The sequence below is a fragment of the Pseudomonas sp. NFACC25 genome (assembly GCF_900100935.1).
Lineage (GTDB): Bacteria > Pseudomonadota > Gammaproteobacteria > Pseudomonadales > Pseudomonadaceae > Aquipseudomonas > Aquipseudomonas marginalis.
Genome location: NZ_FMUC01000001.1, coordinates 1 through 26,426 on the forward strand (window position 1 = coordinate 1; position 26,426 = coordinate 26,426).

Sequence of the window (26,426 nt, forward strand, 5' to 3'; positions counted from 1 at the left end):
TGCTTGCCCGATGTGGAATATCCGGCAGAAATGAAAGTTCGAAGCGTCAGGCAGGACGGATCGATCAAGTGGAACGGCAAGTTGGTATTTATCAGCGAGGCGCTGTCCGGGGAAAGGATAGGGCTCAAAGAAGCTGAAGATGATGCTTGGGATTTGTACCTGTGTGATTATCCCTTGGGGAGGCTTGGACGAGGTATGACCCGCGTCCAGGCCTCAAATGTGTAAACGATGTCCCCGGTTTCAGATGTAAACGATGTCTACGGTTCTACACCCCTCCCACATGGGGTCTGCATCAAGTTTCAGACTTGCGTCGACCACGGGTTTGAACACCCGCCTCCACCGCCATCCCGGCGGTACGCTCCAACGCCTCGGCAAACGCCTGGCGCTGCTGCGGTTCGATCTGCGACAGGAACAACTCGTCCACCGTACTTTCGTAGATCTTCCACATTTTTTTACGCAACGCCCGGCCGGCATCGGTGATAGATGCAAAGGCCGCGCGGCCATCGCCGTCGGAGCGTGAACGCAGCACCAGGCCGTCCTTTTCCAGGCGATCTACCAGGCGCGTGAGGTTATAGCGCTCGATGGCCAGCACATCGGCCAATTCGTGCATGCGGCGGGTGCCTTCGGGGACGCTTTCAAGGCCCCACAGTGCGTCGTACCAGGCGTAAGGCGGCAAGTCGGCGGCCGCCAGGCGGCGCTCGATTTCACGGATGACGGTTCTGTGGGCCCTGACAAAACGGAACCATACATCGGGCTCTTTCGACGACATGCAACACCATCCGGCGGATTTCAAGAAGGTTGCAATAGTAGCTCATCCCGCGCTAGATTCGGCCATGTAGTTGCAATTGCAACAACTTTGGCGACACTCCCACAAGGAGCCCGCCACTTGAAATCCGCCGACCCTGGAGCCTCACATGACCCCGAATAACGAAGTCAGACGCGACGTCGATCCACAGGAAACCCGCGAGTGGCTGGAGTCCATCGAATCGGTGCTGTCCACCGAAGGCCGCCCGCGCGCCCATTACCTGATCGATCAGTTGCTGGATTTCGACGTGGCGCGGCATGGTGACTTCTACGGGCGGGTGACCACGCCTTACGTCAACACCATCCCGGTGGAACGCCAGTTGCCCTACCCCGGCAACCTGGCCATCGAACGCCGTATCAACGCGTTTATCCGCTGGAACGCCATGGCCATGGTATTGCGTGCAGGCAAACACTCCGGTGTGGGTGGGCATATCGCCACTTATGCGTCAGCCGCTGTGCTGTACGACGTAGGTTTCGACCACTTCTTCCGTGGCCGCACCGACAACTTCGACGGCGACCTGGTGTACATCCAGGGCCACTCCTCCCCAGGCATCTACGGCCGTGCCTACCTCGAAGGCCGCATCAGCGAAGCACACCTGGATAACTTCCGCCGCGAAGCCGGTGGCGAGGGCATTTCGTCCTACCCCCACCCACGGCTGATGCCGGACTTCTGGCAATTCCCCACCGTGTCCATGGGCCTCGGGCCGATCACGGCGGCCTACCAGGCGCGCTTTATGCGCTACCTGGAGTTTCGTGACCTCAAGCAACACCAGGGCCGCAAGGTCTGGGCATTCCTCGGTGATGGCGAAATGGACCAACCGGAATCCCTGGCCGCCATTTCCCTGGCCGGACGCGAGAAACTCGACAACCTGATCTTCGTGGTCAATTGCAACCTGCAACGCCTGGACGGCCCGGTACGCGGCAATGCCAAGGTGATCCAGGAGTTCGAAAGCCTGTACCGCGCCGCCGGGTGGAATGTGATCAAAGTGATCTGGGGCGGTGGCTGGGATGCACTGCTGGAAAAAGACACCAGCGGCCTGCTGCGCCAACGCATGATGGAGTGCGTGGACGGTGACTACCAGAACTACAAATCCCAGAACGGCGCCTACGTGCGCGAACATTTCTTCGGCAAATACCCGGAGTTGCTGGCACTGGTTGCAGACCTGTCCGACGACGATATCTGGAAACTCTCACGGGGCGGCCATGACCCGGACAAGGTCTACAACGCCTATACCGCCGCCGTGCGCCACAGCGGCCAACCGACGGTGATCCTGGCAAAAACCGTCAAGGGCTTTGGCATGGGCGAAGCCGGCGAAGGCCAGAACATCAATCACCAACTGAAAAAGATGGGGGCCGATGCCGTCAAAGCCTTCCGCGACCGCTTCGGCCTGGAAGTGCCCGATGAGCAACTCGCTGAAATTCCGTACCTCAAGCCCACCGCCGACAGCGAAGAAGCCCGTTACTTCGCCGCGCGTCGCCAGGCCCTGGGCGGCTATGTGCCCGCGCGCCACACGGCGGTCGAACCGTTGCAGATCCCCGAACTGAGCGCCTTCGCCACTCAGCTCAAGGACACCGGCGAGCGCGCGATATCAACCACCATGGCCTTCGTGCGCATCCTCGGTACGCTGCTGAAAGACCCGCACCTGGGCAAGCTGATCGTGCCCATCGTGCCGGACGAATCACGCACCTTCGGCATGGAAAGCCTGTTCCGACAGATCGGCATCCACTCCGCCGTCGGCCAGCTCTATACCCCACAGGACTCCGGGCAACTGAGCTATTACAAGGAGAGCAAGGACGGACAGATCATGCAGGAAGGCCTGAATGAGTCCGGCGCCATTTCCTCGTGGATCGCAGCAAGTACGTCCTACAGCAACCACGGCCTGATGACCGTGCCGTTCTATATCTTCTATTCGATGTTCGGCTTCCAGCGCGTCGGCGACCTGGCCTGGGCGGCGGGCGATGCACGGGCGCGTGGTTTCCTGCTGGGTGCCACGGCCGGGCGCACCACGCTGATGGGCGAAGGCCTGCAGCATGACGATGGCCATAGCCATATCCTGTCATCGGTGATTCCGTGCTGCGTGTCCTATGACCCGACCTTTGCCTACGAACTGGCGGTGATTATTCGCGAGGGCATGCGGCGTATGTATGTCGAACAGGAGGATATTTACTACTACATCACCCTGCTCAACGAAAACTACCCGCACCCGGCGATGCCCGAAGGTGTGGAGGATGGCATTGTTAAAGGCATGTACCGCCTGAGCGGCAGCCAGCACGCCAAGGTGCAACTGATGGGCAGCGGGTCGATCCTGCGCGAAGTGATCGCAGCCGCCGACCTGCTCGCCAACGACTTTGCCGTGCAATGCGACGTTTGGAGCGTGACGAGCCTGACCGAGTTGCGCCGTGACGGACACGCGGTGGAGCGCTGGAACCTGTTGCACCCCGAGCGTGAGCCGCGCGCGAGCTACGTCGAGCGATGCCTGGCCGGGCAAACGGGACCGGTGGTGGTGGCGACGGATTACGTGAAACTGTTCGCCGATCAGATCCGTCCGTTCGTGCCGGGCCGACGCTTTGTCGCACTGGGCACTGATGGCTTCGGGCAATCAGACACCCGGGAAGCCTTGCGCGCGTTCTTTGAGGTGGATCGCCACTTCATCGCCCTGGCTGCCCTGAAGGCACTGGCGGATGACGGCGTGATCGGTCGCGACAAGGTCAGTGAAGCGATCAAGCGCTACGGGATCAACGTCGACAAGGCTGACCCCGTAGCGGTTTGATTTACTGCGCAGGCGTCGGCAGCGGCGGAATCGCTTCTGTCGGCGGCGGCAGGTCCGGCGTGGTGGCAGCGGGTGCGGGTTCGGCCTGCGGCGCAATCGGTGCAGCCTCAGGCGCGGGCACAACCGGCTCCGAGGCAGCCGGTGCGGCAGGCTGTTCCTTCGGCGCCTCGACTTTCTCGGCGGCCGGTGCGGCCTTCGGCTCCGGCACACCCAGGTCGGCCTTGGGCTGCTCGGGGATATGCTCGGCCTTCTTCACTTCCTGTGGCAGGAACACATCCACCAACGCAAAGTAACGGTCGTAGAACTTCGGCGCGGACACCGTCTCACTGGCCACCTTCACCATCGAGTCATCGGTAGAGCCGATCGGCATCGACACCGACCCCAGCACGCCCACACCCAGGCTCGCGGAGTTGTTGACCTTCTTCAGCGCATAACGATCCTGCAGGGCATTGGCGAACATCGTCGAGTGGTTCTTGCCTTTGCCATCATCGGCGCACACCACGTTGAAGCTGATCTGCAGGTGCGTTTCGCCGGTCTGCTGGAAGCTCTTGTTACCCACGACCAGTTTCGGATCGCTGCTGGTGATGATGTAGCCCTGGCTCAGCAAGGCTCGCCGCGCGGCCTCGCACGCCGCTACATCGGTAACCGGATAATCCCGGGAAAATGTACCGGAGTCGTCGAAGTTCTCATGTTCATAAATAGCGGTCTTGGGTGACGAGCAGCCCGCGGCGCCCGCCAGCACCAGCGCCAGCCCGAGGCTACGCAAGTGGAATGATGTCGACATTGATAATCCTGAGGAAAACGGTCTGGGCGGTATTGTGCAACAGAACGAGGCCTTGGCGCGCGCATTCCTGTCGGTAAAACGTCACAGGGTTACGCACCGGGGCCTGCAGGGAAAAGCCCGGCGCACATATGGTCAATAAACACACGGAGCTTGGCCGAGGTATGGCGACCGGGCCACAATATCCAGAAATTGCCCCGATGCTCCAGGTATTCATCCAGCACCCGTTGCAAGCGCCCTTCGTCCACGGCCTGGTTGACCATGTAGTCCGGCAGGCAGGCAATGCCCAACCCCTCGAGCACCACATGCTTGAGGGACTCGATGGTGGTGCTGACCAACGGCGTACGCAACAGCGGTTCCGCAGCCCCCGGGGCAAGGCGCAACGGCCAGGGCTCGAGCTTGCCCGTGGCGCAGAACTTGTGGCGCAGGCAGGCGTGACCATTGAGGTCCTGTGGTTGCTGCGGCGTGCCGTGTTGGGCGAAGTAGCCCGGTGTGGCGACGAGTACCAACTGGTAGTGGCCCAGGTGGCGGGCCATCAAGCGTGAATCTTCCGGCTTGCCGGTGCGAATCACTGCATCGAAACCTTCCTCGATCACGTCCACCATGCGGTCGGAAAAATCCACGTCCAGCTCGATCTCCGGGTAGGCGCGCATAAAGTCACTGAGCACCGGCATCAACAAGCCGCGCACCTGCGGCACACTGATGCGCAACTTGCCCCGTGGCGTTGCAGCGGCGTCCGTCAGTTCCTGCTCGGCCGCTTCCACCTCAGCGAGAATCCGCCGCGAGCGCTCAAGGAACAGCGCACCTTCACTGGTCAAGGTGATACTGCGCGTGCTGCGGTGAAACAGCCGCACGCCCAGGCGCTCTTCCATCCGCGCAATGCTTTTGCCCACGGCCGACGACGACACCCCCAGCACGCGGCCGGCGGCGGTGAAGCTGAGCGTCTGCGCCACCTGCACAAATACCGACAGGCTGCCCAAGCTGTCCATGATCTGCCTCCAGCAATTACGGACACCGGCGTCCGATAAGTTCGGAACCTTAGCCTGTTTTTCCGCCAGTCACAGCCCCCTACTCTGCCTGCTTGCCCTTTTACCTGGATAAAACGTCATGAGCAGCAGCCCTTCACTCAGCGCATCAGCCCAGCGGGATTCCTTACCCCTGGGCGGTCTACTGGCCCTGGCCAGCGCCGGCTTTATCACCATCCTCACCGAAGCCATGCCCGCCGGGCTTCTGCCGCAGATGGGCGAAGGCCTGGGCGTGTCGCCCGCCCTGGTCGGCCAATTGGTTACCCTCTACGCCCTTGGCTCCCTGCTGGCAGCCATCCCGCTGACGCTGCTGACCCGCGGCTGGCGCAGGCGGCCCTTGCTGCTGCTGGCCATTGGCGGGTTTGCCTTGGTCAACAGCGTAACCGCGCTGTCCAGCCATTACGGGCTGACCCTGGTGGCACGCTTTTTTGCCGGGGTCTTCGCCGGGTTGCTGTGGGCGTTGCTGGCGGGGTATGCGAGCAGAATGGTGGCGCCACACCTGCAAGGTCGCGCCATTGCCGTGGCGATGCTGGGTGCACCGCTGGCACTGTCGCTGGGTGTACCCGCGGGTACCTTCCTCGGCACCGCCGTTGGCTGGCGCTTGAGCTTTGCGATCATGACCGGGCTGACCCTGGTACTGCTCGCCTGGGCACGCTGGCAACTGCCGGACTTTGCCGGCGAACGGGCGGATAAACGCCTGGGGCTGCGCGAGGTGCTGAACCTGCCGGGCGTTCGTCCGGTGCTATGGGTGACGTTTACCTACGTGCTGGCCCATAACATTCTGTACACCTACATCGCCCCGTTGCTGGTGCCCGCCGGGGTTGAGGCAGACGTTGACCGAGTGCTGCTGGTGTTCGGCCTCTCGGCGGTGCTGAGCATCTGGCTGGCAGGTGTATTGATTGACCGGTGGCTGCGCGCTTTGCTGCTGACCAGCTGTGCGCTGTTTGGCCTGATCGCCCTGGCGCTGGCGTTGTGGATCAATGTGCCGGCAGTCATCTATATCGCCGTGGCGTTATGGGGCCTGGCGTTCGGCGGTTTGCCGGCATTGCTGCAAACCGCACTGGCCCAATCGGCGGGCAAGTCGGCGGATGCCGCACAATCCATGCTGGTGACCGTGTGGAACCTGGGGATAGCCGGTGGCGGCCTGGCGGGTGGTGTATTGCTTCAAGGTTGGGGCGCCACGGCCTTTCCTTGGGCGGTTGTGCTTCTGATGCTGCTGGCCTGGGCCGGTGCATCACAGACGGCGCCCCAGCAGTTGGCCCGGCCACCCCGCCAAGTCGAACGTTGAAATGCGCTGGTAACCACAGGACTCATAAAAACGCACCAGATCCCCTGTCCCGCCGCCGTAGCAGTCCACACGCAAGCCCGTGACTCCTGCTGCGCGGGCCTGGTCATCGGCAAAGGCCATCATGCGCCGGCCAAGGCCGCGAACACTCGGGTCACGCGCGGCAATCAACAGGCGCACATACACCTCGGGCTCAGTCGCCGACGGTACATATGGCATGGGATCGCCCAACACCAGCGCTCCTCGGAGATGCCCCTCGGGGTCCTCGACAACCCAGGCCCCGGGCAACGCGCAGGCTTCAGCCACTTGCGCGACCCGCCGGGGCGACGCCGACCAGGGCTCGGTGCCCCACTGATGGGTATTGCCCCTGCCAACGAACCAGGCGATCACCTCGTCGAACACCTGCAGCACAGCAGGAACATCCGCCACGCTGGCGCGGCGGATCAGCAAGCCATCCATTCCTTGAATCAACACGCTTGGAACTCCTGGGTCGACAATACCGAGTACCCAGTCTAGCGCACATAAAAAAGCCCCCGGTCTTTTCAGGCCGGGGGCTTCTTGTTCAAAGCGACATCAGTACTTCTTGATATCAGCCTTGGTTTCCAACTGCTTGCGGTACGCCGCGAAGTCCTGCTGGCCGACACGGGAAGCGAGGAAGCGGCGGTATTGCGCCTTTTCTTCGTCCGTTGGGGCAGCCGCTTCGTTGACGCCGTTCAAGCGCACGATCACCAGGCTGCCATCAGCCAGGGTCACGGTGGTGAAGGTCGGCTTGTCCTTGGCCGCAGGCTTGGGCATGCGGAACAGGGCTTGCAGCACGGCCGGGTCAATCGCTTCCTGGCTACGGGTAGCCGCTTCAGTGACTTTCCAGGCCTGGCCGTCGACCGGCTGGTTCAGCGGGGTCTTGCCATCACGCAGGCTGGCGATCAGCTCGTCAGCGTGAGTCTTGGCAGCCGCGCTGGCGCGCTCCTTGGCCATCTGTGTGCGAATCGCCGCAGCAACGCTTTCCAGCGGCAGTTGTGCCGGTTTGCGGTGCTCTTTGGCACGCAGCACGATGATGGTTTCCGGGTCCAGCTCGATGGCGCTGCTGTTGGCACCCTCATCCAGCACTTCCGGGCTGAACGCAGCGGTGACCACGGCACGGTTGGCCGCAACACCGTCACCACCTTCACGGCCAAACGGCGCGGAGGTGTGTACGGTCAGCTTCAGGTCCGATGCTGGTTGGGCCAGGTCGGAGGCTTCGAATGCCGCATCTTCCAATTGCTTGGTTGCTTCGACAAAACGCTGCTCGACCTGTTGGGTCTTGAGCTCGCGGGTCAGCTTGTCTTTCAGGCTGGCAAACGTCGGCACTTGCGGTGCTTCAACGCCCAACAGCTTGATCAAGTGCCAACCGAAGGTGCTGCGCACCGGCGCCGAAACCTGGTCTTTGTTCAACGCGTACAAGGCTGCTTCGAAGTCAGGGTCGTAGACGCCAGGGCCGGCAAAGCCCAGATCGCCGCCATTGTTGGCCGAACCTGGATCCTGGGAGAACTCCTTGGCCAAGGTTTCGAACTTCTCACCCTTGGCCAGGCGCGCCTGGATTTCTTCGATCTTGGCCTTGGCTTGCGCGTCGGTGACCTTGTCGTTGACTTCAATCAGGATGTGCGCCGCACGACGCTGTTCAGCGAGGTTGGCGGTTTCTTTCTGATAGGCAGCCTGCAGTTCATCGTCCTTGACGCTGACCTGATCGAAGAAGGAAGACTTCTTCAGTTCCAGGTAGTCGATGACCACCTGGTCCGGGGTCATGAACTCCTTGGCGTGCTGGTCATAGTAAGCCTTGACCTCGTCGTCGGTGAGTTTCACCGCCGCAGGGTTGGCCTTGATATTGACGGTAGCGAAATCACGGGTCTGTTTTTCCAGACGGGCGAATGCCAGCACTTCGGCGTCGGTCACGAAACCGCTGCCGGCGATGCCTGCGCGAACCTGGCCAATCAGCATTTCCTGGGTCAGCATCTGACGGAACTGCAGACGGCTGTAGCCCAGCTGACGGATCACCTGGTCAAAGCGTTCGGCGTTGAACTTGCCGTCCACCTGGAATTCCGGGGTCTGCAGGATCACCTGGTCCAGTGCAGCTTCGGAGAAGCCAAACTTGGAGTCGGCGGCGCCTTGCAGCAGCAGCTTGCGATCGATCAGGCCCTTGAGGGCCGCTTCGCGCAGCAGTTTTTCGTCCAGCAGTGAAGCATCGAAATCCTTGCCCAGCTGTTGCATCAGCTGGCGACGTTGCATGTCGACGGCCTGGCTCAGTTCAGTCTGGGTGATTTCTTCACCGTTGACCTTGGCCACGTCCTGCTTGGTGTTGGTCGAAGCCTGGAAAATGGCCTCGATACCGGTGAACGCCATCAATGCGACGATGATCCCGATAATGGTCTTGGCAATCCAGCCTTGTGAATTGTCCCTGATATTTTGCAGCATGCGTCCCCCAGAAACGGTTGAACTTCAAAAATTGGCAACCGTGGAGCGTGGGTAGAGTCCGGATAGAAGAAAGGCGCATCCGAGGATGCGCCTTCTCGTAACTGGCGGAGCGGACGGGGGGTTGAATCTACACCCCCGGCTTGGCGACCCGATGGATACTTGGGTCAGCTTTCGCTCCGCTGCCAGGCCAGACCTGCGTCCGACCCGGGTAGCAAAGGCTTGATCGAAGCTTAGTTAACCGCTTCTTTCAGGGCTTTACCGGCTTTGAAACCTGGTTTCTTGGCAGCAGCGATTTGCAGTGCTTTGCCAGTCTGTGGGTTACGGCCAGTGCGAGCTGGGCGGTCAGTCACAGAGAAAGTACCGAAGCCTACCAGTACCACGGAGTCGCCGGCCTTCAGAGCGCCAGTGACGGATTCGATTACTGCATCCAGCGCACGGCCGGCAGCAGCTTTCGGGATATCAGCGGATGCAGCGATAGCATCAATCAGTTCCGACTTGTTCACTCTAAGTCCCCTTATATATCTATTGAGTATGATTCTAAGTTTTTTGGTAAACAGCAAAAACCAGTGCTGAATGGCCTACAGACACTTAAGAGCCGCTTTATAACAAGGGCTCTAAAAAGCTGTCAAGGAAGCCCCCAGGCTTATTCACATTAATGCGTGCTAATTCTTTCCTTGGAATCAGACTCTCGTTTTTCGTCCTTTGCAACTATCTCCGGAACCACATCCGGCAAGGGCTCCGGCGCGTATTGCAGCGCAATTTGCAGGACCTCGTCAATCCATTTAACCGGTTTAATCTGAAGATCCTGCTTGATATTGTCAGGAATTTCCTTCAAGTCGCGAACATTCTCTTCAGGAATGATCACAGTCTTGATGCCCCCGCGGTGTGCAGCCAGCAATTTCTCTTTCAGGCCACCAATGGCCAATACCTGGCCACGCAGGGTGATTTCCCCGGTCATCGCGACATCGGCGCGCACCGGTATGCCGGTCAATGCCGAAACCAGGGCCGTGCACATGCCTACGCCAGCGCTCGGGCCATCCTTCGGTGTAGCCCCTTCCGGCATGTGGATGTGGGTGTCGTGCTTCTCGTGGAAGTCCAGGGGGATCCCCAGGCTCCTGGCGCGGCTGCGCACCACGGTCTGCGCGGCGGTAATGGATTCGACCATCACGTCACCGAGGGAGCCGGTCTTGATCAACTGGCCCTTGCCGGGGATCACCGCAGCTTCGATGGTCAGCAATTCGCCGCCCACCTGGGTCCACGCCAGGCCAGTCACCTGCCCTACCTGATCCTGCTGTTCTGCCAGGCCGTAACGGAATTTACGCACACCCAGGAAGTGCTCAAGAGCGTCGGCCGTGACCTTCACCGAGAAGCGTTTTTCCAGCGCGTGCTCCTTGACCGCCTTGCGGCAAATCTTCGCGATCTGGCGCTCAAGCCCCCGTACACCGGCCTCGCGAGTGTAGTAGCGCACGATGTCGCGGATCGACTCGACGTCGAATTCGATCTCGCCCTTCTTCAGCCCATTGGCCGAAATCTGCTTGGGCGCGAGGTATTTGACGGCGATATTGATCTTCTCGTCTTCGGTGTAACCCGGCAGACGAATCACCTCCATCCGGTCCAGCAATGCCGGCGGAATATTCATGGAGTTGGAGGTGCACAGGAACATTACGTCGGACAGGTCGTAGTCGACCTCCAGGTAATGGTCGTTGAAATTGTGGTTCTGCTCAGGGTCGAGCACTTCCAGCAAGGCCGATGCCGGATCGCCGCGCATGTCGCTGCCCATTTTGTCGATTTCATCGAGCAGGAACAGCGGGTTGCGCACACCCACCTTTGTCATTTTTTGAATCAATCTTCCTGGCATCGAACCGATGTAAGTCCGGCGATGACCACGAATTTCCGCCTCATCGCGCACGCCACCGAGGGCCATACGTACGAATTTACGGTTGGTGGCATTGGCGATGGACTCGGCCAGGGAGGTTTTACCTACCCCAGGCGGGCCAACCAGGCACAGCACCGGGCCACGAATCTTCTTCACGCGCTTCTGCACGGCGAGGTATTCGAGGATGCGTTCTTTGACCTCTTCAAGGCCATAGTGGTCGGCATCGAGAATGTCTTCGGCACGAGCCAGGTCCAGGCGTACCTTGGTCTGAGCCTTCCACGGCACCTGCACCAGCCAGTCGATGTACGAGCGCACCACGGTGGCTTCGGCCGACATCGGCGACATCTGCTTGAGCTTGTTCAACTCGGCGGTGGCTTTGGTCAGGGCGTCTTTAGGCAGGCCGGCAGCATCGATGCGCTTTTTCAGCTCTTCGATTTCGTTGTGGCCTTCCTCGCTGTCGCCGAGCTCCTTCTGAATGGCCTTCATCTGCTCATTCAGGTAGTACTCGCGCTGGCTGCGCTCCATTTGTTTTTTGACACGACCCCGGATGCGCTTCTCGACCTGGAGCAGGTCGATCTCGGCATCCAGCAACGCCAGCACGTGTTCGACACGGGCCGACAGGTCAATGATTTCGAGGATGTCCTGCTTCTGCTCGATCTTCAGCGCCATGTGCGCGGCCATGGTGTCGACCAGGCGGCTTGGCTCATCGATGCTATTGAGGGAAGACAGGACTTCAGCCGGGACTTTCTTGCCCAACTGCACGTACTGCTCGAACTGCGAGAGCAGGCTGCGCACAAACACTTCGGACTCGCGCTCAGGGGCCTCGACTTCGTCGATCAGCACCACTTCGGCGCGCAGGTGGCCGTCCACCTCCATGAAACGCTCTACCGCACCGCGCTGCTCGCCTTCCACCAGCACCTTGACGGTGCCATCGGGCAGCTTGAGCAGTTGCAGGACAGTGGCAATGGTGCCGACGCGATACAGGGCATCTTCGCCTGGATCATCATCGGCAGGGTTTTTCTGGGCCAACAGCAGGATTTGCTTGTCGCCCGTCATCGCGGCCTCGAGGGCTTCGATAGACTTCTCGCGCCCCACGAACAGCGGGATAACCATGTGCGGATAGACGACGACATCACGCAACGGCAGGAGAGGCAATTCGATGGTTGTCTTCATGATTTCGCCTCTATGACAGTTGAAAAATAAGCTTGAAACCAAGATGGGGGCTGCGTGTAAAAAAAACAAGCTCAATGCTGGCAGTTACACGCAGTAAAAATCCTTATGAAAAACAAAGGAGCCCCTAGAGGCCCCTTCGTTTGTACCAAAACTGCGAAACGCTTACGCGTCTGGCGCAGCCTTGGCAGTCGGCTCACTGTTTTCGTAGATATACAGTGGCTTGGACTTGCCTTCTATAACGCTTTCGTCGATCACCACTTTACTCACCTCGGACTGCGAGGGGATTTCGTACATGGTGTCGAGCAATACACCTTCGAGGATCGAACGCAGGCCACGTGCACCGGTCTTGCGCTCCAGTGCCCGCTTGGCCACCGATTTGAGCGCGTCAGTACGGAACTCGAGGTCCACACCTTCCATCTCGAACAGCTTGGCATATTGCTTGGTCAGGGCGTTTTTCGGTTCGGTGAGGATCTGAATCAGAGCCGCCTCATCCAACTCGTCCAACGTGGCCAGGACCGGCAGACGGCCAACGAATTCCGGGATCAGACCGAACTTGACCAGATCGTCAGGCTCGACTTCACGCAGGGACTCGCCCACCTTCTTGCCTTCTTCCTTGCTGCGCACTTCTGCACTGAAACCGATGCCGCCACGGGTAGACCGTTGCTGAATAACCTTCTCCAGGCCGGAGAATGCGCCGCCACAGATAAACAGGATGTTGCGCGTATCAACCTGAAGGAATTCCTGCTGCGGGTGCTTGCGGCCGCCTTGTGGCGGTACGGAAGCAACCGTGCCTTCGATCAGTTTCAACAGGGCCTGCTGCACGCCTTCACCGGAAACGTCCCGAGTGATCGACGGGTTGTCGGACTTGCGCGAGATCTTGTCGATTTCGTCGATATAGACAATACCCATCTGGGCCTTCTCTACGTCGTAGTCGCACTTCTGCAGCAGTTTCTGAATGATGTTCTCGACATCTTCGCCCACGTAGCCAGCCTCGGTGAGGGTGGTGGCGTCGGCGATGGTGAACGGAACGTTCAGCAGGCGAGCGAGGGTTTCTGCAAGCAGGGTCTTACCCGAGCCTGTAGGACCGATCAGCAGGATGTTGCTCTTGCCGAGTTCGACTTCGTCGCCTTTCTTGTCACGCTGGTTCAAGCGCTTGTAGTGGTTGTATACCGCTACGGCCAGAACCTTCTTTGCACGCTCTTGACCAATCACATACTGATCAAGGATGCCGCTGATTTCTTTAGGCGAAGGCAATTTATGCGCGCTGCTTTCGGCCTGGGCTTCCTGCACCTCCTCACGGATGATGTCATTGCACAGGTCGACGCACTCGTCGCAGATAAAGACCGAGGGGCCGGCAATCAATTTGCGCACTTCATGCTGGCTTTTGCCACAGAAGGAGCAATAGAGCAGCTTGCCGTTGTCCTCGCCGTTGCGGGTGTCAGTCATTCGTTCGATCCAAATCCGATAGGCTTGCAACACAAGATGAAGGCTTATGCGGGCTTTTTCAAGCCCGCAGATGATCGGAAAACCCGACCAGCCCTATTTTGAGCGGCTTATATTAAGCGGGGCGCTTTTCGATCACTGCGTCGATCAACCCATATTCACGTGCGGCTTCGGCGCTCATGAAGTTGTCACGGTTGGTGTCGCGCTCGATTTCTTCCAGGGTGTGCCCGCTGTGCTTGGCCATCAGCGTGTTGAGGCGTTCGCGGATGAAGAGGATTTCCTTGGCGTGGATTTCAATGTCCGACGCCTGACCCTGGAAACCGCCCAGTGGCTGGTGAATCATCACACGCGAGTTCGGCAGGCAGTAACGCTTGCCCTCGGCACCTGCGGTCAGCAGGAACGCGCCCATGCTGCAGGCCTGGCCAATGCAGGTCGTCGATACGTTCGGCTTGATGAACTGCATGGTGTCGTAGATCGACATGCCCGCTGTCACCGAACCGCCCGGCGAGTTGATGTAGAGATGGATGTCCTTGTCCGGGTTTTCCGCTTCAAGGAACAGCAGTTGCGCACAGATCAGGTTGGCCATGTAGTCCTCTACCGGGCCCACCAGAAAGATCACTCGCTCCTTGAGCAGGCGCGAGTAGATGTCGTAGGCGCGTTCGCCACGAGCGGACTGCTCGACAACCATCGGGACCAGGCCGCCTGCGGCCTGGATATCAGAGTTCTGCTGAATATAGGAATTACGGAACATGCTCTGCAGTTACTCCCAAATAGTCATGTCTTGAAAACGCATAAGCCAGCGCGAGGCTGGCTTATGGTTGAATTTCCAACGAGTTGGACAATCAGTCGGCTTGTGCTGCTTCCGCCGGCTTGACTGCTTCTTCGTAAGAGACCGCTTTATCGGTCACCTTAGCCTTCTGCAGAACAGTATCCACAACTTGTTCTTCCAGCACAACCGAACGTACTTCGTTCAGCTGCTGGTCGTTCTTGTAGTACCAGGCCACGACCTGCTCAGGCTCCTGGTAGGCCGAAGCCATTTCCTGGATCATTTCGCGGACGCGATCTTCGTCAGGCTTGAGGTCGAACTGCTTGACCACTTCAGCCACGATCAGACCCAGCACCACACGGCGCTTGGCTTGCTCTTCGAACAGCTCGGCCGGCAGTTGGTCTGGCTTGATGTTGCCGCCGAACTGCTGGACAGCCTGTACGCGCAGGCGATCCACTTCGTTGGACAGCAGGGCCTTAGGCACTTCGATCGGGTTGGAGGCCAGCAGACCATCCATGACCTGGTTCTTGACCTTGGACTTGATAGCCTGGCGCAGCTCGCGCTCCATGTTCTTGCGAACTTCGGTGCGGAAGCCTTCGATACCTGTTTCCTTGATGCCGAACTGATTGAAGAACTCTTCGTTCAGCTCTGGCAGCTTAGGCTCGGAAACGCTGTTGACGGTCACGGTGAACTCGGCGGCTTTGCCAGCCAGGTCCAGGTTCTGGTAGTCAGCAGGGAATTCCAGGTTCAGGACACGCTCTTCGCCGGCCTTGGCGCCAACCAGGCCGTCTTCGAAGCCAGGAATCATGCGGTTGGAACCCAGCACCAGCTGAGTGCCCTTGGCGGAGCCGCCAGCGAATGCTTCGCCGTCAACCTTGCCAACGAAATCGATGTTCAGCTGGTCTTCGTTCTGGGCAGCACGGTCGACCACTTCGAAACGGGTGTTCTGCTTGCGCAGGATTTCCAGCATGTTGTCCAGGTCCGAATCAGCCACTTCGGCGCTCAGGCGCTCGATAGCGATACCGTCGAAACCGGCCACTTCGAACTCAGGGAACACTTCGAATACGGCAACGTATTCCAGGTCCTTGCCCGCTTCCAGGGACTTGGGCTCGATCGAAGGCGAACCAGCCGGGTTCAGCTTTTGCTCAACCACTGCTTCGTAGAAGGAAGCCTGGATCACGTCACCGACGGCTTCATTGCGTGCATCAGCACCAAAACGGCGCTTGATTTCGCTCATTGGCACTTTGCCTGGACGGAAACCAGCGATCTTGGCCTTTTGGGCAGTCTGCTGCAGACGCTTGTTGACCGCAGTCTCGATGCGCTCAGCCGGCACGGTGATGCTCATGCGGCGCTCGAGAGCAGTAGTATTTTCAACAGAAACTTGCATGGATATTCCTCGTTGCACAGACGTTAGCCGGCCATTTCCGACCCCAATCAAGGGCATGCATTCTAGTGGGTCAAACTCAAGAAGTCACCCTACTGGAAATACGCCCGTAAACAGCCGGCAATTTATCGGTACGAAGGCACTGTCGCGCCCCGCCCCGGTGACAAATAAAGCCAATCACGCCAGGGCTCTGCGCCGCCCCTCTATATATAGAAGGGATCGTCGCCCATCTCCCTGACGGCCTACCTCGCAATGAAGGCAGATAACAATGCAGTATCATCGAGACACATAAATACGATGAAACGCATCGCCATCGCGACCCACAACCCGCAGCCACGAAAAACCGAACCGCCAAAACCAAAAAAGGCGCCAGACTGTTAAATCTGGCGCCTTTCGAATATGGGGTGGACGAAGGGGATCGAACCCTCGACAACGGGAGTCACAATCCCGTGCTCTACCAACTGAGCTACGCCCACCATATTGCGTTAACAAAGAAACCAAACTACTTCTTTGTCTAACCCCACCCTGCATGTAAACCGAGTAAGGCCTTATTTGGTGCGGATGAAGAGACTCGAACTCTTACGCCTCGCGGCGCTGGAACCTAAATCCAGTGTGTCTACCAATTCCACCACATCCGCGCTTGAAGCTCTTAAAGCAAAGGCGCCAGACGGTTAATCTGGCGCCTTTCAAAATATGGGGTGGACGAAGGGGATCGAACCCTCGACAACGGGAGTCACAATCCCGTGCTCTACCAACTGAGCTACGCCCACCATATAGCGCTACTTGTGCCAAAGCTGCCTAATGGCGCACCCGGCAGGACTCGAACCTGCGACCATCCGCTTAGAAGGCGGATGCTCTATCCAGCTGAGCTACGGGCGCCTTATTAATCTGTACTCTTGGAGGATTACAAACTAAGTGCTTCCAGCCTTGCAGAACAACCATTCTGCTCGACCTTCTTAACCAGTGCTAGGCTGTGCCCGACAAGTGCGACGAATAGTATAGAGGGCCTGGAAACCCGTCAAATCTTTTTTGAAAAAAATTCATTTTATTTAAGGGGTTAGGCCAATTTGCGGACCAAGCGCCTTTGCCCTCACGCCGTGGCGTGCGAGAATGCGCGCACTTTTCCTCCCCCTCTCGATGGTTAATCACGCGTAATGACTGCACAACTTATCGACGGCAAATCAATCGCCGCCAGCCTGCGCCAGCAGATCGCCAAACGAGTCACCGAGCGCAGCCAGCAAGGCTTGCGCACGCCTGGCCTCGCGGTGATCCTGGTCGGCAGCGATCCTGCCTCTCAGGTTTATGTCTCGCACAAGCGTAAAGACTGTGAAGAGGTCGGCTTTCTTTCCAAGGCCTACGACCTGCCTGCCGACACCACCCAGCAGGCCCTGACCGACCTGATCGACAGCCTCAACGACGACCCGGCGATGGACGGCATCCTCCTGCAATTGCCATTGCCCGCGCACCTGGACGCGTCCAAGCTGCTCGAGCGCATCCGCCCTGACAAAGACGTCGACGGTTTCCATCCTTATAACGTTGGCCGCCTGGCGCAGCGTATCCCACTGCTGCGCCCGTGCACGCCCAAAGGCATCATGACCCTGCTGGAAAGCACCGGTGTCGACCTGTACGGCCTCGATGCCGTCGTCGTCGGCGCGTCCAACATCGTGGGCCGCCCAATGGCCATGGAGTTGCTGCTGGCCGGCTGCACCGTCACCGTGACCCACCGCTTCACCAAGGACCTGGCCGGCCACGTTGGCCGTGCCGACCTGGTCGTCGTGGCCGCCGGCAAGCCGGGCCTGGTCAAGGGCGAATGGATCAAGGAAGGCGCCATCGTCATCGACGTGGGCATCAACCGCCAGGAAGACGGCAAGCTGGTCGGCGACGTGGTGTATGAAACCGCCCTGCCCCGCGCCGGCTGGATCACCCCGGTGCCGGGTGGCGTTGGCCCGATGACCCGTGCCTGCCTGCTGGAAAACACCCTGTACGCCGCAGAAACCCTGCACGGTTAATAACCAGCCGTACTGAAAAAGCCCTGCCTTATCGCAGGGCTTTTTATTGCCCGGAAGAAAACCTGTTTTTTCTTAGTTTTTAAGCACTTTCGTCCGGTTTTAGAAGAACATTCGACAGTCTCTCGTCCATACTCCTAAAATGTAACGCCATTTATCACAAAACCCGTTTCCCAACGGTATTTCTTACTTTTTAGCGAGTTCATCCGCGTGAAAATTCGTCTTTCCATTGTCAGCCTGTTTTTTGCGTTCACCGGCACCTTTGCACACGCTGCCGACTCCGCCCTGGCGCCGCGGGATCCCTCCAAACTGCAGATCGCTTCCGGCAGCGCCATGCTGGTGGACCTGCAGACCAACAAGGTCATCTACGCCAGCAATCCCGACGTGGTAGTGCCTATCGCCTCGGTGAGCAAGCTGATGACGGGCCTGATCGTGCTTGAAGCCAAGCAGAACATGGACGAGTACATCGACATCAACATCACCGACACGCCGGAGATGAAAGGCGTGTTCTCCCGCGTGAAGATCGGCAGCCAGATGCCGCGCAAGGAGATGTTGCTGATTGCCCTGATGTCCTCGGAAAACCGCGCCGCCGCTAGCCTGGCGCACCACTATCCGGGCGGCTACGCGGCCTTTATTGCCGCGATGAACGCCAAGGCCAAGGCCCTGGGCATGACCAGCACCCATTATGTCGAGCCCACCGGCCTGTCGATCCACAACGTGTCCACCGCCCGCGACTTGAGCAAGCTGCTGGCCTATGCGCAAAAATTTCCGATGCTGAGCCAGTTGAGCACCACCAAGGAAAAGACCGTAGCGTTCCGCAAGCCCAACTACACCCTGGGTTTCTCCAATACCGACCACCTGATCAACCGCGCCAACTGGGATATCAAGCTGACCAAGACCGGTTTCACCAACCAGGCCGGTCATTGCCTGGTGCTGGTCACCCGCATGGGTAATCGTCCCGTGTCGCTGGTGATCCTGGATGCTTTCGGCAAATTCACCCACTTTGCCGATGCCAGCCGTATCCGTAGCTGGGTCGAGACCGGCAAGGGCGGCTCGGTGCCGGACGTCGCGCTGCGCTACAAGGCTGACAAGAACCTGAAGAACCGCGCGAATGCCGCCGAAGTCCGCCGTTAAGGAACACCGAGAACGCATTTAGGAGGGGCTCGCCCCTCCCATTTTATTTGTGTTCCGCCAACACCTTGAGCGCCTGCGCTGCCGCCCGCTCCTGCCCGGCCTGGGCCGTTGCGTTCGCCGAATCCCGCCAGCGCTGCGCATCCACATTGGCCGGTAATTGGCTCGGGCGCTGGGTGACGATTGCCCAGTGCCCGGCACTGCTCCACTTCGACTCAAAGTCGCTGAAGCTCATCAGCAGGCGTCGGTCCATGCCTGAACGCAACAGCACCGTGCTTTTCTGCTGGTTGAAACCCACCACCACCACGTAGTGCGCGTCAGACAACAGGCCGCCGCCAATCCGCGCCATCACCGGGTAACCCGCCGCCACCTGCGCCAGTACCGCGGTCAGCTTGGCATCCAGCGGGTACACCATCAGCCCGTACTCACGGGCCAGCACCTGCATGTTGCGCTCCAGGTCCGCTTCACCGCCCGGCAAATGCAACGGTTTATCCAACAAGCCCGGTGTCATCACAATGCCTTGTTGCGACAGCATGCTGGCTAATGCTGTAGGACCACTCTGATAAGCCTCGCTGCGAAAGGTCGGCACACCATTGAGTTCGACACGTTCCGGCAGGCCCGGAAGTTTCGACGGCTGCCCGGAACAGGCCGCGAGCCCCAGGGCACAGGCCAGCAACAAGGATGTTTTAAGGTTCGACCGTAACCGCAATTTTTTACTCTCTTGATCAACTGCCGGTGAGGGCCCTGATCATAGGACGCTCTGCCACGCGGGTATAGCCCATAGGCTCAGTAAAGCGTCGCGGTTAGAGCAAACGAGTTGGACGAACACGACCATTGGTCAATAGCAGGCAACCGCCGGGTAGCTAGACTGTCCATTGAGAAGACTGTGTGTGCCCCCTGCGGGGCGAAAGGAGGCCAAAATGAGCCTTGCAACAACGATTTTCCTGTTGATCTGCGGTTGGCTGGCGGTAGCCGGCGCCATGTTGTGGGGGGTGTTGCGCATTACCCGCCGGCACCATCACCCCCACGTCAAACCTGAGGCACCCGCCAAGCCCCATAGAGCGGCGGTGCACCACGCCTAGCCAGGCATGCAATTGAAATCCTGAGTCGCCGCGACTTCTTTACCGTGCCCGTCCATCAGGGATGCGCGCACGGTGGTGCCCAGGCTCGACTCCACCAGGGTGTAATGCTCACCCGCCTTGAAATCCTTGTACTCGACCCGACCCTGGCAGTCCTGCTGGTTGTCGTCGCCTGCCTCTTCCTCGAACAACGTCACGTCCAGGCGGTGATCCCCGGGGGTCACCTCGAAAAAGCGCCCGTCGTCGACACGCTTGCCGTCCACACGCTCGGCCATCAGGTCGTTCGGCGCTTCTTCTTTCAAGCCGATCCAGGCTTCGCTGGGGTCCGCCTTGGGAATCGGGCCGGCACAGGCCGACAACAACAAAACAGCCCCCAGGGCGGGGATCAACAATAAAGGTTTGAGTGACATGGCAGGGCTCCAAAGAACATCAGTTAAAAGACAAGTCGTCCGATGGGGTGCAAGCTTGGGCAGCCACGCCTTGTAGAACAAATGAATCCATATGAAACGATCTTCAGCCCTTACCTAAATGTTCCTTCACCTGGCTGAAAGGCGCGTGTTAGGTGGGTCAGGCAAGACTGCCGGGGTTTGCAATCCTGCTCCCTCGGAGGTTCACGCATGCTCGGGCTGGTAAAGACCGCACTGCAAAAGCCGTACACGTTTATCGTGTTGGCCATATTCATCTGCATCATCGGGCCGATGGCGGCCCTGCGAACCCCCACCGACGTGTTTCCCGATATCGGCATCCCTGTGGTCGCCGTGGTCTGGCAGTACAACGGCCTGTCGCCGGACGCCATGGCCGGCCGGGTGATCTACACCTACGAACGCTCCCTGAGCACCACCGTCAACGACATCGAACATATCGAATCGCAATCCTTGCCCGGCATGGGCATCGTGAAGATTTTCTTCCAGCCCGGCGTCGACATCCGCACCGCCAACGCCCAAGTGACCGCCGTATCACAAACGGTGCTCAAGCAGATGCCACCGGGCATCACGCCACCGCTGATCCTCAACTACAGCGCCTCCACGGTGCCGATCCTGCAAATGGCGTTCTCCAGCCCGACGCTGTCGGAAGCCAAAATTCGCGACCTGGTGCAGAACAATATCCGCCTGCCCCTCAGCGCCCTGCCCGGCCTGGCCATGCCCACGCCGATGGGTGGCAAGCAGCGGCAGATCACCCTTGACCTCGACCCCCAGGCGCTGGCGGCCAAAGGCTTGTCGGCCCAGGATGTGGGCAATGCCCTGGCGCTGCAGAACCAGATCATCCCGGTGGGCACCGCCAAACTCGGCCCCAATGAATACACGATCCTGCTCAACAACAGCCCCAAGGCCATCGATGAGCTCAACGACCTGCCGATCAAGACCGTCGACGGCGCGCTGATCACCATCGGCCAGGTTGCCCACGTGCGCGACGGTTCGCCGCCGCAGACCAACATCGTGCGCGTCGACGGCCATCGCGCGGTGCTGATGCCGGCGTTGAAAAACGGCAGCATTTCCACCTTGTCGATCATCGACGGTATCCGCCAGATGCTGCCGCGCATCAACGAAACCCTGCCGCCGTCATTGAAGACCTCGTTGCTGGGCGACGCCTCGGTATTCGTCAAGCAATCGGTGGGCAGCGTGGCCCAGGAAGGCATCATCGCCGCGCTGCTGACCAGTGCGATGATCCTGCTGTTCCTCGGCAGCTGGCGCTCCACGATCATTATCGCGGCGTCGATTCCCCTGGCGGTACTGTCGGCCATTGCGCTGCTGGCGGTCAGCGGGCAGACCCTCAACGTCATGACCCTCGGCGGGCTGGCGTTGGCCGTAGGGATCCTGGTGGACGACGCCACGGTGACCATCGAAAACATCAACTGGCACCTGGAACAAGGCAAGGCGGTGAAGACCGCGATCCTCGACGGTGCCGCGCAAATTGTCGGCCCGGCGTTCGTCTCGCTGCTGTGCATCTGCATCGTGTTCGTGCCGATGTTCCTGCTGCAAGGCATCGCCGGTTATCTGTTCCGGCCGATGGCGCTGGCGGTGATCTTTGCCATGGCCAGCTCATTCATTCTTTCGCGGACCCTGGTGCCGACGCTGGCGATGTTCCTGCTCAAGCCACATATGCCGGAGCCAGGTGCCGGACATCACCCTGAAGACGAATTCATCAACCACCATGAGGGCGAGCAGCACAAGAAACCGCGCAATGCCGCGCTGCAAGCCGTGCTGAATTTCCAGCAAGGTTTCGAGCGTCACTTCTCGAATATCCGCGACACCTACCATGGCTTGCTGACGTTGGCCCTGGGCAATCGCAAGGGTTTTATCGTCGGTTTCCTGGCCTGCGTGCTCGCCTCATTCCTGCTGTTGCCCAGCCTGGGCCAGGACTTTTTCCCGGCGACGGATGCCGGTGCGCTGGCCCTGCACGTGCGCTTGCCGCTGGGCACGCGTATCGAAGAAAGTGCTGCCGCCTTCGACCGCATCGAAGCGGGGATCCGTGAAGTGATCCCCGCCGAAGAACTGGACACCATCGTCGATAACATTGGCATTCCGCTCAGCGGCATCGACATGGCCTACAGCAGCAGCGGCACCATCGGCCCGCAGGATGGCGACATCCAGGTCAGCCTGAAAAAGGGCCATGCGCCCACCGCCGACTACGTGAAGAAACTGCGTGAAGCGCTGCCGCAAAGTTTCCCAGGCAGCCACTTCGCGTTCCTGCCGGCGGACATCAGCAGCCAGATCCTCAACTTCGGCGCGCCGGCGCCGCTGGACGTGAAAATCTCCGGGCGCAGCGATGCAGAAAACCGCGCCTATGCCGTCGAGTTGGAACGTCGCCTGCAACACGTGCCCGGTATCGCCGACCTGCGCATCCAGCAGTCCACCGGCTACCCGTCACTGCAGGTGAATGTCGACCGCATGCGCGCCAACGGCCTGGGCATCACCGAGCGGGACGTGACCAACAGCATGGTGGCGTCGCTGGCCGGCAGTTCGCAGACCGCACCGACCTTCTGGCTCAACCCGGCGAACGGCGTCTCCTATTCCATCGTCGCCGCCACCCCGCAATACCGTCTCGACAGCCTGCCGTCACTGGAAGCGCTGCCCGTCACCGGCGCCGATGGGCAGTCGCAGATCCTCGGCGGCGTGGCCACCATCTCCCGCGTGCAAAGCCCGGCGGTGGTGACCCACTACAACATCGAACCGACCCTGGACCTGTACGCCAACGTGCAGGGCCGCGACCTCGGCGGCGTAGCCCGCGACGTGCAAAAGGTGCTGGATGACACCGCGCATCTGCGCCCCAAAGGCGCGACGATCAGCCTGCACGGGCAGATCGATGCGCTGCATGAAGCCTTCAGCGGCTTGAGCCTTGGCCTGCTGGGTGCGGTGGTGCTGATCTACCTGCTGATCGTGATCAACTTCCAGTCGTGGGCCGACCCGTTCGTCATCATCACCGCGTTGCCGGCGGCGCTCGCAGGCATCGTGTGGATGCTGTTCCTCAGCGGCACCTCCTTGTCGGTGCCGGCGCTCACCGGCGCCATCCTGTGCATGGGCGTGGCCACGGCCAACTCGATCCTGGTGGTGAGCTTCTGCCGTGAGCGCCTGGCCGAACATAGTGATGCGTTGAAAGCCGCCATGGAGGCCGGTTACACGCGCTTCCGCCCGGTGTGCATGACCGCCCTGGCGATGATCATCGGCATGTTGCCCCTGGCAATTTCCGAGGAGCAGAACGCCCCGCTCGGGCGCGCCGTCATCGGCGGTTTGATCTTCGCGACCCTCGCCACATTGTTGTTTGTTCCCGTGGTCTTCAGCCTGGTCCACGGTCGTCACCCTACTCGCGCAGTTGCAGGAGAAACCCCACATGTCGTCTGATCACAAACCCTCGCGCAAGCGTCTGATGCTCATGGGTGTCGGCGGCCTGACCCTGGCCGCCCTGTTGGTCGCCAACGGCCTGCATGCCCGCACGCTGCACGAACAATCGGTCACGGCCTGGACCGAGACCGCCGCCATCCCGCACGTGATGGTGTTCCAGCCCCGGCAGAATGTGGCCGGCGATACCTTGCGCCTGCCGGCGCACCTGGAAGCCTGGAGCAAGGCGCCGATCCACGCCCGGGTCAGCGGTTACCTGAAGGATTGGAAAGTCGATATCGGCAGCCGGGTCAAGGCCGGGCAAGTCCTCGCGGAAATCGACAGCCCCGACCTGGATCAACAGCTGGCGCAGACCCATGCACGCCTGGTGCAGGAACAGGCCAACGCACGCCTGGCCGAAACCACCGCCACGCGCTGGCAAAACCTGCTGGCCAGCCATTCGGTATCGCGCCAGGAGGCCGATGAAAAAACCTCCAATGCCGCTGCCGCCAAGGCCAACGCCGAGGCCGCCGCTGCCGACTATGCCCGGCTGTCGGCACTGGAAAGCTACAAGACCCTTCGCGCCCCGTTCGCCGGCACCATCACCGCGCGCAACACCGATATCGGCCAGCTGATCAAGGCCGACACCGACAGCGATCCGGAACTGTTCAACATTGCCGACACCCATCAATTGCGCCTCTACGTACCGGTGCCGCAGAACTACGCAGCGGTCATCCATCCGGGCCTTGAAGCCGATCTGACCGTGCCCGAGCACCCCGGCAAGCATTTCAAGGCGCGCCTGATCGGTGACTCCACCGCCATCGACCGCCGCTCCGGCACCCTGCTCGCCCAGTTCGTCGCCGACAACCCCGACGGCGAGCTGCTGCCCGGTGATTATGCCGAGGCCACCCTGCCGATTCCGGCCGATACCCATGGCGTGAGCATCCCGGCCAGCGCCCTGATCTTCCGCGCCCAGGGCACCCAGGTGGCGGTGTTGGACGGGCAGAACCGTGTGCACCTGCAGCCCATCCATATCGGCCTCGACCTGGGCGAACGCCTGGTGATCGACCAGGGCTTGAAACCCGCCGACCGCATCGTCGACAACCCGCCCGATGCGCTGCGCGAAGGTGATCCCGTGCAACTCGCCGATGCCTCCGGAGGTGCGCATGCGCATAAGGCTTAAACCGCTCGCCGCATTGACGCTGCTGGTCTTGCAGGGTTGCTCGATGGCGCCGACCTACAAGGTGCCGGCGATCGACCTGCCGGCCCACTACCGCGAACAGACCAGCGATGGGCCCTGGCACAGCGCCCAGCCCTCCGACCAACTGGCGCCCGAATGGTGGAAACTCTACAACGATTCGCGCCTGAATGACCTGCAACAGCAGCTGCTCAAGGCCAACCCGGACCTGGCGGCGGCGCTGGCGCACTTTGATGCTTCCCAAGCGTATGCCAGCCAACTGCACGCAGGCCTGTTCCCGCAGATCACCGCCAGCGCGCAACCGCTGCGCCAGCGGCAATCGGATTCGCGACCGTTGCGGGGGGATACGCAACCGTCGGTGTACAACAGCAACATCGCGGGGTTTTCCTTGAGCTATGACCTGGACCTGTGGGGCAAAATCCGCAACCAGGTCGCGGCCGGCGATGCCCAGGCGCAAGCGTCCGGGGATGACCTGGCGGTGGCACGCCTGAGTTTGCAGCGTCAGTTGGCCACCTTGTACGTGCAGCTCAATGGGCTGGATGCACAGAGCCGGATTCTCACTCGCTCGCTGGATGATTTCAGCCAGGCATTGCAATTGACCCGCAGCCGCTACGAGGGCCAGATAGCCTCGGAGCTGGACCTGACCCGTGCGCAAAATCAACTGGCGCAGGCCAGGGCGCAATTGGATGAAGTGCGTGGGCAACGCAACCTCACCGAGCACGCCATCGGTGAGTTGGTGGGTGTGGCAGCCAGCGACTTTACCTTGCCGCCCGGCCAGCAACTGATCGCCCTGCCGGAAATTCCGTCGCAGTTGCCAAGCCACCTGTTGCAACGTCGCCCGGATATTGCAGCGGCAGAGCGACGGGTGTTTGCGGCCAACGCAAATGTCGGCGTGGCCAAGGCGGCGTGGTACCCGGACTTCAGCTTGACCGGGTTGATTGGCGGGCAGACACAGGGCGTCGGCAATCTGCTGTCGGCGGGCAATCGGTATTGGGCGCTGGGACCGTTGGTGAACCTGCCGATCTTCGACGGTGGCCGCTTGAGCGCCAATGAACGCCAGGCCAAGGCCGAGTTTGAAGAGGCGTCGGCGCAGTACCGTAGCCAGGTGCTGAAGGCCGTGCGCGAGGTGGAAGATAACCTGGCGCAACTACGGGATTTGCAGCAGGAGGCGCAGGATGAACAGGCGGCAGCGGATGCGGCGCAGCATACGCAATCATTGGCGATGAACAGCTATCAGGCGGGGGCGGTCAGTTACCTGGATGTGGTGACCGCGCAGACGGCGGCGTTGCAGGCGCAGCGGACATTGCAGGCGGTGCAGACGCGGCAGTTGCAGGCCAGTGTAGGACTCATGACCGCACTCGGCGGCGGCTGGCAACCTGGCGCCTGACATCACCCCAGGCACAGTGATAGCGGTGGAACAGCCAGTTTATCCGTAGCTGAG

General features: G+C 60.3%; 20 protein-coding genes, 4 tRNA genes and 1 pseudogene. 9 read left to right on the forward strand and 16 right to left on the reverse strand.

Annotated features, from left to right (window positions below; genetic code table 11):
* Nucleotides 1-225: pseudogene (locus tag BLQ09_RS31385) on the forward strand (IS481 family transposase); the annotation flags it as partial.
* Between the two features lie 67 nt (nucleotides 226-292).
* On the opposite strand, the gene BLQ09_RS00010 reads toward BLQ09_RS31385, so the two are convergent.
* Entirely contained in the window at nucleotides 293-769 is a 477-nt protein-coding gene (locus tag BLQ09_RS00010) for a MarR family winged helix-turn-helix transcriptional regulator (protein ID WP_092354583.1), read from the reverse strand.
* A gap of 145 nt (nucleotides 770-914) precedes the next feature.
* On the opposite strand from BLQ09_RS00010, the gene aceE reads away from it, so the two are divergent.
* Complete coding sequence (gene aceE / locus BLQ09_RS00015) at nucleotides 915-3,575, forward strand: pyruvate dehydrogenase (acetyl-transferring), homodimeric type (protein ID WP_092354586.1); 2,661 nt, start codon at nucleotides 915-917, stop codon at nucleotides 3,573-3,575.
* Between the two features lies 1 nt (nucleotide 3,576).
* Here aceE and BLQ09_RS00020 read toward each other — a convergent pair whose 3' ends face one another.
* Together BLQ09_RS00020 and BLQ09_RS00025 are read right to left on the reverse strand one after the other, a co-directional pair.
* Entirely contained in the window at nucleotides 3,577-4,359 is a 783-nt protein-coding gene (locus tag BLQ09_RS00020; protein WP_092354589.1) for a DUF2242 domain-containing protein, read from the reverse strand.
* Between the two features lie 89 nt (nucleotides 4,360-4,448).
* A complete protein-coding gene (locus tag BLQ09_RS00025) occupies nucleotides 4,449-5,345 on the reverse strand; it encodes a LysR family transcriptional regulator (RefSeq protein WP_027606247.1) in 897 nt (298 codons plus the stop codon).
* Nucleotides 5,346-5,463: 118 nt separating this feature from the next.
* Here BLQ09_RS00025 and BLQ09_RS00030 point away from each other — a divergent pair, with 118 nt between their 5' ends.
* Nucleotides 5,464-6,669 carry an MFS transporter gene (locus tag BLQ09_RS00030; protein ID WP_092354592.1) on the forward strand — a complete coding sequence of 402 codons (1,206 nt, stop codon included), beginning with the start codon at nucleotides 5,464-5,466 and terminating at the stop codon, nucleotides 6,667-6,669.
* Here the strand turns inward: BLQ09_RS00030 and BLQ09_RS00035 are convergent.
* The 11 genes from BLQ09_RS00035 to BLQ09_RS00085 all read right to left on the reverse strand — a co-directional run bounded on the left by BLQ09_RS00035 (nucleotide 6,616) and on the right by BLQ09_RS00085 (nucleotide 16,635).
* Nucleotides 6,616-7,140: a GNAT family N-acetyltransferase gene (locus tag BLQ09_RS00035; RefSeq protein WP_092354596.1), complete on the reverse strand. Its 525-nt coding sequence runs from the start codon at nucleotides 7,138-7,140 to the stop codon at nucleotides 6,616-6,618. The two genes, BLQ09_RS00030 and BLQ09_RS00035, sit on opposite strands and share 54 nt — an antisense overlap.
* A gap of 99 nt (nucleotides 7,141-7,239) precedes the next feature.
* Nucleotides 7,240-9,114 (reverse strand): SurA N-terminal domain-containing protein, encoded by a 1,875-nt coding sequence (locus tag BLQ09_RS00040; RefSeq protein WP_092354599.1) that lies wholly within the window; start codon nucleotides 9,112-9,114, stop codon nucleotides 7,240-7,242.
* A gap of 230 nt (nucleotides 9,115-9,344) precedes the next feature.
* Nucleotides 9,345-9,617 carry an HU family DNA-binding protein gene (locus BLQ09_RS00045; protein ID WP_003174819.1) on the reverse strand — a complete coding sequence of 91 codons (273 nt, stop codon included), beginning with the start codon at nucleotides 9,615-9,617 and terminating at the stop codon, nucleotides 9,345-9,347.
* A gap of 149 nt (nucleotides 9,618-9,766) precedes the next feature.
* Nucleotides 9,767-12,163 (reverse strand): endopeptidase La, encoded by a 2,397-nt coding sequence (gene lon / locus BLQ09_RS00050; RefSeq protein ID WP_027606243.1) that lies wholly within the window; start codon nucleotides 12,161-12,163, stop codon nucleotides 9,767-9,769.
* Between the two features lie 162 nt (nucleotides 12,164-12,325).
* Nucleotides 12,326-13,609: an ATP-dependent Clp protease ATP-binding subunit ClpX gene (clpX, locus tag BLQ09_RS00055; RefSeq protein ID WP_003238279.1), complete on the reverse strand. Its 1,284-nt coding sequence runs from the start codon at nucleotides 13,607-13,609 to the stop codon at nucleotides 12,326-12,328.
* A 112-nt stretch (nucleotides 13,610-13,721) separates the two neighbouring features.
* Entirely contained in the window at nucleotides 13,722-14,357 is a 636-nt protein-coding gene (gene clpP / locus BLQ09_RS00060) for an ATP-dependent Clp endopeptidase proteolytic subunit ClpP (RefSeq protein WP_003174822.1), read from the reverse strand.
* 91 nt (nucleotides 14,358-14,448) lie between these two features.
* Nucleotides 14,449-15,759 (reverse strand): trigger factor, encoded by a 1,311-nt coding sequence (tig, locus tag BLQ09_RS00065; protein WP_027606242.1) that lies wholly within the window; start codon nucleotides 15,757-15,759, stop codon nucleotides 14,449-14,451.
* Between the two features lie 397 nt (nucleotides 15,760-16,156).
* Nucleotides 16,157-16,232: transfer RNA gene (locus BLQ09_RS00070), tRNA-His, on the reverse strand.
* A gap of 77 nt (nucleotides 16,233-16,309) precedes the next feature.
* Nucleotides 16,310-16,394 (reverse strand) — tRNA-Leu (locus BLQ09_RS00075).
* Nucleotides 16,395-16,450: 56 nt separating this feature from the next.
* Nucleotides 16,451-16,526 (reverse strand) — tRNA-His (locus tag BLQ09_RS00080).
* A 32-nt stretch (nucleotides 16,527-16,558) separates the two neighbouring features.
* Nucleotides 16,559-16,635 (reverse strand) — tRNA-Arg (locus BLQ09_RS00085).
* Nucleotides 16,636-16,910: 275 nt separating this feature from the next.
* Here BLQ09_RS00085 and folD point away from each other — a divergent pair.
* Together folD and pbpG are read left to right on the forward strand one after the other, a co-directional pair.
* Entirely contained in the window at nucleotides 16,911-17,765 is an 855-nt protein-coding gene (gene folD / locus BLQ09_RS00090) for a bifunctional methylenetetrahydrofolate dehydrogenase/methenyltetrahydrofolate cyclohydrolase FolD (protein WP_027606241.1), read from the forward strand.
* A 207-nt stretch (nucleotides 17,766-17,972) separates the two neighbouring features.
* Nucleotides 17,973-18,896 (forward strand): D-alanyl-D-alanine endopeptidase, encoded by a 924-nt coding sequence (pbpG, locus tag BLQ09_RS00095; protein ID WP_092354602.1) that lies wholly within the window; start codon nucleotides 17,973-17,975, stop codon nucleotides 18,894-18,896.
* Between the two features lie 43 nt (nucleotides 18,897-18,939).
* Here pbpG and BLQ09_RS00100 read toward each other — a convergent pair whose 3' ends face one another.
* A complete protein-coding gene (locus BLQ09_RS00100) occupies nucleotides 18,940-19,602 on the reverse strand; it encodes a C39 family peptidase (protein ID WP_027606239.1) in 663 nt (220 codons plus the stop codon).
* Nucleotides 19,603-19,813: 211 nt separating this feature from the next.
* On the opposite strand from BLQ09_RS00100, the gene BLQ09_RS31215 reads away from it, so the two are divergent.
* On the forward strand, nucleotides 19,814-19,975 hold the full coding sequence (locus BLQ09_RS31215; protein WP_166655314.1) for a hypothetical protein: 162 nt from the start codon (nucleotides 19,814-19,816) through the stop codon (nucleotides 19,973-19,975).
* Here BLQ09_RS31215 and BLQ09_RS00105 read toward each other — a convergent pair.
* Complete coding sequence (locus BLQ09_RS00105) at nucleotides 19,972-20,382, reverse strand: PA0061/PA0062 family lipoprotein (protein WP_065927021.1); 411 nt, start codon at nucleotides 20,380-20,382, stop codon at nucleotides 19,972-19,974. The genes BLQ09_RS31215 and BLQ09_RS00105 overlap by 4 nt on opposite strands.
* Before the next feature lie 207 nt (nucleotides 20,383-20,589).
* On the opposite strand from BLQ09_RS00105, the gene BLQ09_RS00110 reads away from it, so the two are divergent.
* From BLQ09_RS00110 to BLQ09_RS00120, 3 genes are read left to right on the forward strand one after another with little or no spacing between them, the layout of a single operon-like run.
* Entirely contained in the window at nucleotides 20,590-23,811 is a 3,222-nt protein-coding gene (locus BLQ09_RS00110; protein ID WP_092354605.1) for an efflux RND transporter permease subunit, read from the forward strand.
* Nucleotides 23,801-24,970 (forward strand): efflux RND transporter periplasmic adaptor subunit, encoded by a 1,170-nt coding sequence (locus BLQ09_RS00115; protein WP_092354608.1) that lies wholly within the window; start codon nucleotides 23,801-23,803, stop codon nucleotides 24,968-24,970. Before BLQ09_RS00110 ends, BLQ09_RS00115 begins: the two co-directional genes overlap by 11 nt.
* A complete protein-coding gene (locus BLQ09_RS00120) occupies nucleotides 24,954-26,372 on the forward strand; it encodes an efflux transporter outer membrane subunit (RefSeq protein ID WP_092354611.1) in 1,419 nt (472 codons plus the stop codon). The genes BLQ09_RS00115 and BLQ09_RS00120 overlap by 17 nt, the downstream gene beginning before the upstream one ends.
* The last annotated feature ends 54 nt before the right edge of the window (nucleotides 26,373-26,426 follow it).

What these genes read in the sequence shown, in the direction of transcription:
- BLQ09_RS00110 (WP_092354605.1), top strand. Translation starts at nt 20,590, where the DNA reads ATGCTCGGGCTGGTAAAGACCGCACTGCAAAAGCCGTACACGTTTATC.
- BLQ09_RS00020 (WP_092354589.1), bottom strand. Translation starts at nt 4,359, where the DNA reads ATGTCGACATCATTCCACTTGCGTAGCCTCGGGCTGGCGCTGGTGCTG.
- BLQ09_RS00115 (WP_092354608.1), top strand. Translation starts at nt 23,801, where the DNA reads ATGTCGTCTGATCACAAACCCTCGCGCAAGCGTCTGATGCTCATGGGT.
- folD (WP_027606241.1), top strand. Translation starts at nt 16,911, where the DNA reads ATGACTGCACAACTTATCGACGGCAAATCAATCGCCGCCAGCCTGCGC.
- BLQ09_RS00010 (WP_092354583.1), bottom strand. Translation starts at nt 769, where the DNA reads ATGTCGTCGAAAGAGCCCGATGTATGGTTCCGTTTTGTCAGGGCCCAC.
- tig (WP_027606242.1), bottom strand. Translation starts at nt 15,759, where the DNA reads ATGCAAGTTTCTGTTGAAAATACTACTGCTCTCGAGCGCCGCATGAGC.
- BLQ09_RS00105 (WP_065927021.1), bottom strand. Translation starts at nt 20,382, where the DNA reads ATGTCACTCAAACCTTTATTGTTGATCCCCGCCCTGGGGGCTGTTTTG.
- BLQ09_RS00040 (WP_092354599.1), bottom strand. Translation starts at nt 9,114, where the DNA reads ATGCTGCAAAATATCAGGGACAATTCACAAGGCTGGATTGCCAAGACC.
- aceE (WP_092354586.1), top strand. Translation starts at nt 915, where the DNA reads ATGACCCCGAATAACGAAGTCAGACGCGACGTCGATCCACAGGAAACC.
- clpX (WP_003238279.1), bottom strand. Translation starts at nt 13,609, where the DNA reads ATGACTGACACCCGCAACGGCGAGGACAACGGCAAGCTGCTCTATTGC.
- BLQ09_RS00025 (WP_027606247.1), bottom strand. Translation starts at nt 5,345, where the DNA reads ATGGACAGCTTGGGCAGCCTGTCGGTATTTGTGCAGGTGGCGCAGACG.
- lon (WP_027606243.1), bottom strand. Translation starts at nt 12,163, where the DNA reads ATGAAGACAACCATCGAATTGCCTCTCCTGCCGTTGCGTGATGTCGTC.
- clpP (WP_003174822.1), bottom strand. Translation starts at nt 14,357, where the DNA reads ATGTTCCGTAATTCCTATATTCAGCAGAACTCTGATATCCAGGCCGCA.
- BLQ09_RS31215 (WP_166655314.1), top strand. Translation starts at nt 19,814, where the DNA reads ATGAGCCTTGCAACAACGATTTTCCTGTTGATCTGCGGTTGGCTGGCG.
- BLQ09_RS00120 (WP_092354611.1), top strand. Translation starts at nt 24,954, where the DNA reads ATGCGCATAAGGCTTAAACCGCTCGCCGCATTGACGCTGCTGGTCTTG.
- BLQ09_RS00030 (WP_092354592.1), top strand. Translation starts at nt 5,464, where the DNA reads ATGAGCAGCAGCCCTTCACTCAGCGCATCAGCCCAGCGGGATTCCTTA.